This is a genomic window from Pseudomonas sp. GZD-222 (genome assembly GCF_049310525.1).
Lineage (GTDB): Bacteria > Pseudomonadota > Gammaproteobacteria > Pseudomonadales > Pseudomonadaceae > Aquipseudomonas.
On record NZ_JBMOWO010000060.1, the window covers coordinates 1 to 7826 of the forward strand.

The 7826-nt window shown below is 63.3% G+C and carries 9 protein-coding genes; 7 read left to right on the top strand and 2 right to left on the bottom strand.

Annotated features, from left to right (window positions below; translation table 11 throughout):
• Window positions 1-102: 102 nt before the first annotated feature.
• Both hpaA and hpaR read right to left on the bottom strand, forming a co-directional pair.
• On the bottom strand, window positions 103-1002 hold the full coding sequence (gene hpaA / locus ACO6VD_RS11245) for a 4-hydroxyphenylacetate catabolism regulatory protein HpaA (RefSeq protein ID WP_422419058.1): 900 nt from the start codon (window positions 1000-1002) through the stop codon (window positions 103-105).
• A gap of 26 nt (window positions 1003-1028) precedes the next feature.
• On the bottom strand, window positions 1029-1451 hold the full coding sequence (gene hpaR / locus ACO6VD_RS11250; RefSeq protein ID WP_400172378.1) for a homoprotocatechuate degradation operon regulator HpaR: 423 nt from the start codon (window positions 1449-1451) through the stop codon (window positions 1029-1031).
• 232 nt (window positions 1452-1683) lie between these two features.
• Between hpaR and ACO6VD_RS11255 the strand changes: the two genes are divergently transcribed.
• From ACO6VD_RS11255 to hpaI, 7 genes are all read left to right on the top strand, one after another.
• Window positions 1684-2340: a fumarylacetoacetate hydrolase family protein gene (locus tag ACO6VD_RS11255; protein WP_422419060.1), complete on the top strand. Its 657-nt coding sequence runs from the start codon at window positions 1684-1686 to the stop codon at window positions 2338-2340.
• 10 nt (window positions 2341-2350) lie between these two features.
• Window positions 2351-3115: a fumarylacetoacetate hydrolase family protein gene (locus tag ACO6VD_RS11260; RefSeq protein WP_422419062.1), complete on the top strand. Its 765-nt coding sequence runs from the start codon at window positions 2351-2353 to the stop codon at window positions 3113-3115.
• Window positions 3116-3139: 24 nt separating this feature from the next.
• The gene (gene hpaE / locus ACO6VD_RS11265; protein ID WP_400172375.1) at window positions 3140-4600 is read left to right on the top strand and encodes a 5-carboxymethyl-2-hydroxymuconate semialdehyde dehydrogenase; all 1461 of its coding nucleotides are present in this window, start codon (window positions 3140-3142) and stop codon (window positions 4598-4600) included.
• A 117-nt stretch (window positions 4601-4717) separates the two neighbouring features.
• Complete coding sequence (gene hpaD, locus ACO6VD_RS11270; RefSeq protein ID WP_422419064.1) at window positions 4718-5641, top strand: 3,4-dihydroxyphenylacetate 2,3-dioxygenase; 924 nt, start codon at window positions 4718-4720, stop codon at window positions 5639-5641.
• A 72-nt stretch (window positions 5642-5713) separates the two neighbouring features.
• Window positions 5714-6124, top strand: coding sequence for a 5-carboxymethyl-2-hydroxymuconate Delta-isomerase (locus ACO6VD_RS11275; RefSeq protein ID WP_422419066.1), 411 nt, complete (start codon window positions 5714-5716; stop codon window positions 6122-6124).
• 8 nt (window positions 6125-6132) lie between these two features.
• Window positions 6133-6936, top strand: a complete 804-nt coding sequence (hpaH, locus tag ACO6VD_RS11280; protein WP_422419068.1) for a 2-oxo-hept-4-ene-1,7-dioate hydratase — start codon at window positions 6133-6135, stop codon at window positions 6934-6936.
• A 23-nt stretch (window positions 6937-6959) separates the two neighbouring features.
• The gene (gene hpaI, locus ACO6VD_RS11285) at window positions 6960-7763 is read left to right on the top strand and encodes a 4-hydroxy-2-oxoheptanedioate aldolase (RefSeq protein ID WP_422419070.1); all 804 of its coding nucleotides are present in this window, start codon (window positions 6960-6962) and stop codon (window positions 7761-7763) included.
• Window positions 7764-7826: the final 63 nt, after the last annotated feature.

A 7826-nucleotide genomic window follows, 5' to 3' on the forward strand; every position in this document is an offset into this window, starting at 1 on the left:
TTCCCCACCCCCTGCCCCCCCCCCCCCCCCCCCCACCTCCCCCCCCCCCCCCCCCCCCCCCCCCCCCCCCCCCCCCGCTCCCACCGGGTGGGTGAGTATTCTTTAACTGGCGCGGCTACGCAGCCGGTATTCCCCCGGCGGCACCCCGGCGTGACGGGTAAAAAACCGGCTGAAATACGCCGGGTCCTTGAACCCCAGCTGGTAGCAGATCTCGTTCACCGTACTGCCGGTAAACAGCAACAGGCGCTTGGCCTCCTGCATCAGCCGCTCGAACACCAGGCGTTTGGACGGCATATCGGCAATCCGCCGGCAGACATCATTCAGGCGCGCCTCGGTCACCCCCAACAATTGCGCATAACGGCTCAGCGGCAAATGCTCGAGGTAATGCGCCTCGATGTGCAGATTGAAGCGCTGGAAAATGTGCAGGTCTTCGCTGCGTGACGACTGCGCCGTCAACGAGCGCGCCGACAAGCGCAGCAGGCTGATGAAAATCAGCCGCGTCAGCGCTTCCAGGCTCAAGGCGCGCCCGGGCTGGCTGCCGGCGAATTCACTGCGCAACTGATCGAACAACAGATTCAGACGCGCCACCTCCTCGGCATACATCTCATCGAGATCGCCCACCGCCACACAGATCGGTGCAATGCGTGCGCCAGCGGCCAGACCGACACTGTCTTCCAGCAGCGGCCAGACCAACTGCTGACTGACCGTCAGCACATGGCCGTCACTGTGCGCATCGGTGACAAAGGCATGAGGAATGGTCGGCGGCGTGAGGAAGAACATCGGCCCTTCCTGCAGGTAGCGCTGGTCATCGAGGTACACCCGCACCGTGCCGCTCTTGACGTAATGCACCTGGAAAAAACGGTCATGGCGGTGCACCGGCATATTGCGGCCGAAGAAATCCGCCAGCTTGCCCAGCGCCTCGTAGTGCACCTGGGCATCGGCATAGCGCTGATCGTAGGCCTGGCCGATATGGATGTTGGGGATGGGCGGCCGTACTGCCATCAGCACTACTCACTCAGGGTTGGCGGTCAGTACTTGATCTGCTTCAACTCATTGAGCAAGCCAAGCAACTGCTGCAGTTTGTCTTCGCCGAACTGCTCGAGGATGCGCTGGTAATTGCGCTCCATATCCTCGCTCATCGACACGAAGCACTGCTGGCCCTTCTCCGTCAGGCCCACATGCACGCGGCGCTGGTCCTGCGGCGAACGCCAGCGGCGCACCAGGCCGTCACGCTCCATGCGCGTCAACACACCGGTCATGCTCGGCTTGAGGATGCAGGCCTGCTCGGCCAGTTGATAGCTCTCCAGCTCACCGTTCTGGCGCAGGATGCGGATGATCCGCCATTGCTGCTCGGTCAGGCCGTGCTGATTGAGCGATGGACGAAAAAACCCCATGGCCGCTTCGCGGGCCTGCAGCAGGGTCAATGTCAGTGAGGGACGAGGTACAGGCATAGGGGAAACGGCGCTCCGGCCAAATAAAGAAAACACTGAACGATTTAAGCAACAACGTTGAGCCGACGCAAACCGGCGTTCTCGAGTCATGTGAGGGGATCCATGACTTGACCATCGTTAACATATTAATTATAACATTAGCATGTTAACAATTTACCGGCGATTGCCCTCCCTACAGAGCATCGTCACCGCTATCAACTGGGGACTGCCCAGCCCGATCCAGGAGTGAAGCATGCGTCGCGCCACCAGCGAAATCGCCACCGGCAGCCTGTTCGGCATTGCCTTGAACTACCAAGGCCTGCTGCAAAGCCGTCTGGCCGAGTTCAATCAGCCGCCCTATCAGCAACCACCGGTGAAACCGGTGCTGTTCATCAAGACCCCGAACACCCGTAACGGCGATGGCCAGCCGGTAGTCGCGCCAAGCGGCGAGCGCTTGCAGCCCGGCCCGGCACTGGGCGTGGTTATTGGCAAAGACGCCAGCCGCGTCAGCGCCGAGCAGGCCTTCGACTACGTTGCCGGCTACCTGATCGTCAACGAGTTCAGCCTGCCGGAAGACAGCTACTACCGCCCTGCGGTGAAAGCCAAATGCCGTGACGGCTTCTGCGCGCTAAGCCGCGAAGTGGTGGCCGTGAGCGAAGTGGCCGACCCGCACAACCTGACCCTGACCTTGCTGGTCAACGGCCAGGTGCGCCAGGAAAACACCACCGCCAACTTCGTGCGCAGCATCCCTCAGCTGATCGCCGAGCTCAGCGAGTTCATGACCCTGCACGCCGGTGACGTGCTGATCACCGGCACCCCGGAAGGCCGCGTCGATGTGCAGCCGGGCGACCAGGTCGTGGTCGAAATCAGCGGCCTGGGCCGCCTGACCAACACCGTTGTGGCGGAATAAGGAGACAACCATGAAACACGCCCGCATCCGCTACGAGAACCAGGTTCACCACGTTACCGTTGAAGCCGACAACGCCGTGCGCCTGGCAGACGGCCGCCTGCTCGCTGAACACGCCGTGCAATGGCTGCCGCCTGCCGAAGGCAGCATGTTCGCCCTCGGCCTGAACTACGCCGACCACGCCGCCGAACTGGCCTTCAAGGCGCCGACCGAACCGCTGGCGTTCATCAAGTCGCCCGGCACCTACACCGGTCACAACCAGGTCACCTGGCGCCCGGACCACGTCAAGTACATGCACTACGAGTGCGAACTGGTGGCGGTGATCGGCAAGCCGGCGCGCAACGTCAAGCGCGAGGATGCCCTGAGTTACCTGGCCGGCTACACGGTGTGCAACGACTACGCCATCCGCGACTACCTGGAAAACTACTACCGCCCCAACCTGCGGGTGAAGAACCGCGACTGCACCACCCCGGTCGGCCCGTGGATTGTCGACGCCGCCGATGTGCCCGACCCGTCGCAGCTCACGCTGCGCACCTGGATCAACGGCGAGCTGAAACAGGAAGGCAGCACCGCCGACATGATCTTCGACATCCCCTACCTGATCGAATACTTCTCCAGCTTCATGACCCTGCAACCGGGCGACATGATCGCCACCGGCACGCCCGAGGGCCTGGCCGACGTGGTTCCGGGCGATGAAGTGGTGGTGGAAGTAGAAGGCGTTGGCCGCCTGGTCAACCGCATTGTCAGCGAAAGCGAATTCTTTGCCGCCCGCGGCTAACCCGGAACAACAGAGGCAAGCAAGATGATCAAGCATTGGATCAACGGTCAGGAAGTCGAGAGCCAGGACGTCTTTACCAACTACAACCCGGCCACCGGCGAAGCCATCGGTGAAGTGGCCAGCGGCGGCGCAGAGGAAATCAACCTGGCCGTAGCTGCCGCCAAGGAAGCCTTCCCGAAGTGGGCCAACACCCCGGCCAAGGAACGCGCCAAGCTGATGCGCAAACTGGGCGAGCTGATCGAGCAGAACGTGCCGCACCTGGCCGAACTGGAAACCCTCGACACCGGCCTGCCGATCCACCAGACCCGCAATGTGCTGATCCCGCGGGCCTCGCACAACTTCGACTTCTTCGCCGAAGTGTGCACGCGCATGGACGGCCACAGCTATCCGGTCGACGACCAGATGCTCAACTACACCCTGTATCAACCGGTTGGTGTGTGTGGCCTGGTGTCGCCATGGAACGTGCCGTTCATGACCGCCACCTGGAAGACCGCACCGTGCCTGGCGCTGGGCAACACCGCAGTACTGAAGATGAGCGAACTGTCGCCGCTGACCGCCAACGAACTGGGGCGCCTGGCGCTGGAAGCGGGGATTCCACCGGGCGTGCTCAACGTGGTGCAAGGTTACGGCGCCACCGCTGGTGACGCGCTGGTACGCCACCCGGATGTGCGCGCCATCTCGTTCACCGGCGGCACCGCCACCGGCCGCAAGATCATGCAGACCGCCGGCCTGAAAAAGTACTCGATGGAATTGGGCGGCAAGTCGCCGGTGCTGATCTTTGATGACGCCGATCTTGACCGCGCCCTCGACGCCGCGTTGTTCACCATCTTCTCGCTGAACGGCGAACGCTGCACCGCCGGCAGCCGCATCTTCATCCAGGAAACCGTCTACGAGCAGTTCGTCGCCGAATTCGCCGCCCGTGCCAAACGCCTGATTGTCGGCGACCCGACCGACCCGAAAACCCAAGTCGGTTCGATGATCACCCAGGCGCATTACGACAAGGTCACCGGCTACATCAAGATCGGCATCGAAGAAGGCGCCAGCCTGCTCGCCGGTGGTCTGGAGCGCCCGGCCAACCTGCCGGCGCACTTGGCCAAAGGCCAGTTCATCCAGCCGACGGTGTTCGCCAACGTCGACAACAAGATGCGCATCGCCCAGGAAGAAATCTTCGGCCCGGTGGTGTGCCTGATCAAATTCAAGGACGAAGCCGAAGCCCTGCGCCTGGCCAACGACACCGAATACGGGCTGGCCTCGTACATCTGGACCCAGGACATCGGCAAGGCACATCGCCTGGCCCGCGGCATCGAAGCCGGCATGGTGTTCATCAACAGCCAGAACGTACGCGACCTGCGTCAGCCATTCGGCGGTGTGAAAGGCTCGGGCACCGGTCGTGAAGGCGGCGAATACAGTTTTGAAGTGTTCGCCGAAATCAAGAACGTGTGCATTTCCATGGGCAGCCATCACATCCCGCGCTGGGGCGTGTGACGTACGGCTCGCAAGAGTGACCCGACCGGGTTTATAACCCGGTAAGGGTCGCCAGTTTCCTGCGTGCAGACCAATCACAAGAATCAGGCCCCTGCGGGCCACGCGAGGAGAAGTACCATGGGCAAAGTTGCTCTGGCTGCCAAAGTCACCCACGTACCGTCGATGTACCTGTCCGAACTGCCTGGCCCGCGTCAGGGTTTTCGCAAAGCGGCCATCGACGGCCATATCGAGATCAGCCGCCGTTGCCGCGAGCTGGGCGTGGACACCATTGTCGTGTTCGACACCCACTGGCTGGTGAACGCCAACTACCACATCAACTGCGGCCCGCACTTCAAGGGCCTGTACACCAGCAACGAGCTGCCGCACTTCATCAGCAACATGGAGTACGAGTTCCCCGGCAACCCGGCGCTGGGCAAGATCCTCGCCGAGGCGTGCAATGCCTTCGGGGTGGAAACCATGGCCCACGATGCCACCACCCTGGCGCCGGAGTACGGCACCCTGGTACCGATGCGCTACATGAATGACGACCAGCATTTCAAGGTGATCTCGGTGTCGTCGCTGTGCACCTCCCATTACCTGAACGACAGCGCCCGCCTCGGCTGGGCCATGCGCAAAGCGGTGGAAGAACACTACGACGGCACTGTGGCGTTCCTGGCCAGCGGCTCGCTGTCGCACCGTTTCGCCCAGAACGGCCAGGCGCCGGAATTCGCCACCAAGATCTGGAGCCCGTTCCTGCAGAACCTCGACGAGCGCGTGATCCAGATGTGGCAAAACGCCGAGTGGGATGCGTTCTGCGCCATGCTCCCGGAGTACGCGGCCAAGGGTCATGGCGAAGGCTTCATGCATGACACCGCCATGCTCCTCGGCGCGCTGGGCTGGTCGAAGTACGACGCCAAGGTCGAGGTATTGACCCCCTACTTCGCCGCCTCCGGTACCGGACAAATCAACGCCGTGTTCCCGGTAACGCCACAGGACGGCACGAGCCTGCCGCCCGCCCAGGCGTCCAACCCGTCCGGCATCGTCTCCAGCAGCCGGCTCTGACCAACGCCTCGCACAGGTGCCGCTTCCACGCGGGAGCGGCCCTGTTGCTGATCAATATGCAGGATAACCACCATGCCTCACCTGGTACTGCTCTACACCCCCGATCTCGAACAGCAGGCCGATATGCCCGGCCTGTGCCGGGCCCTGGCCGACAGCATGCTGCAGCAGCGTGACGAAAGCGGCAAAGCGGTGTTCCCCACCGGCGGCACGCGTGTCCTGGCCTACCCCGCAGCGCACTGCGCGGTGGCCGATGGCAAGGGTGACTACGGCTTTCTCTACGCCAACCTGCGGATGGGCGCGGGGCGCAGCGCGGCCGTGCACAAAGCTGTCGGCGACAGCCTGCTCGCGGTGCTGCGCGCCTTCCTCGACGACCTCCTGCAACAGCGCCCGCTGGGCATCACCCTGCAAATCGACGAAAGCCCCGGCCAGGTCTACGACGGCAAGCACAGCAGCCTGCACCCCCTGTTCAACAAGACTTCCTGAGGTTTCACATGCTTGACGCCACTCTCATCCAACAGGCCGCCGCCCGCCTCGACGCCGCCGAGCGTTCGCGTGAACAGGTGCGCCAGTTCTCCCTCGACTACCCCGCCATCACCATCGACGACGCCTACGCCATCCAGCGCGCCTGGGTGGCCGCGAAGATCAACAGCGGGCGCAAGCTGGTCGGCCACAAGATCGGCCTGACCTCACGTGCCATGCAGGTGTCGTCGAACATCACCGAACCCGATTACGGCGCCCTGCTCGATGACATGCTGTTCGACGAAGGCAGCGACATTCCCTTTGAGCGCTTCATCGTCCCGCGCGTGGAAGTGGAGCTGGCGTTCATCCTCGGAAAACCGCTGAAAGGGCCGAACGTGACGGTCTTCGACGTGCTCGATGCCACCGAATGGGTGATCCCGGCGCTGGAAATCATCGACGCGCGCATCCAGCAGGTCGAGCCGAACACCAAGGCCACCCGCAAGGTGTTCGACACCATTTCCGACAACGCCGCCAACGCCGGTGTGGTCATGGGCGGTCGCGCTGTACGCCCGACCGAGATCGACCTGCGCAAGGTGCCGGCGGTGCTCTATCGCAATGGCGTTATCGAAGAGTCCGGGGTTTCCGCCGCCGTCCTCAACCACCCGGCCAAGGGTGTGGCGTGGCTGGCGAACAAACTGGCGCCTTACGACGTCACCCTTGAGCCGGGGCAGATCATCCTCGGCGGCTCCTTCACCCGTCCGGTCGCTGCCAATCCCGGTGATACCTTCCACGTCGACTACGACATGCTCGGCAGCATCGCCTGCCGCTTCGTCTGAGCCCACTCGCGAGAAGCACTGCTATGGATATGCCCATCAACACCTTCAAACAACGGCTGAAGTCCGGCGAAGCGCAGATCGGCTTATGGCTGGGCCTGGCCGACCCGTATTGCGCAGAACTGGCGGCCAATGCCGGTTTCGACTGGCTGCTGATCGACGGTGAACACGCGCCCAACGACCTGCGCGGCCTGCTCGGTCAGTTGCAGGCAGTGGCGCCCTACGCGTCGCAAGCGATCATCCGCCCGGTGATCGGCGATACCGCGCTGATCAAGCAGATCCTCGACATCGGCGCCCAGACCTTGCTGGTGCCGATGGTCGAAAGCGCCGAGCAGGCCCGTGAACTGGTGCGCGCCATTCACTACCCGCCGAGTGGTGTGCGTGGGGTCGGCAGCGCCCTGGCCCGCGCCTCGCGCTGGAACAGCATCCCCGGCTACCTCGACCAGGCTGACGCACAGATGTGTCTGCTGGTGCAGATCGAAAACCTCGAAGGCCTGGCCAGGCTGGATGAGATTGCGGCAGTCGAAGGGGTTGATGGCGTGTTCATCGGCCCGGCCGACCTGAGTGCTGCCATGGGTCATCGCGGCAACCCCGGTCACCCAGAGGTGCAGGCTGCCATCGAGGATGCCATTGTGCGGATTCAGAAGGCGGGCAAGGCGGCGGGTATCCTCAGTGCCGATCAGAAACTGGCGCGTCGTTACATTGAGCTGGGTGCACGCTTCGTTGCTGTTGGCGTCGACACAACGGTGCTGATGCGTGGCTTGCAGACCCTGGCCGGCGACTTCAAGGACGCAGCGCCACCGCCCACCAGTGGTGGTGGCGTGTACTGATCGTATCGCGGGGGGGGGGTGGGGCCTACACGTGTGGGGGGAGGGGGGGGGGGGTGCGGAACC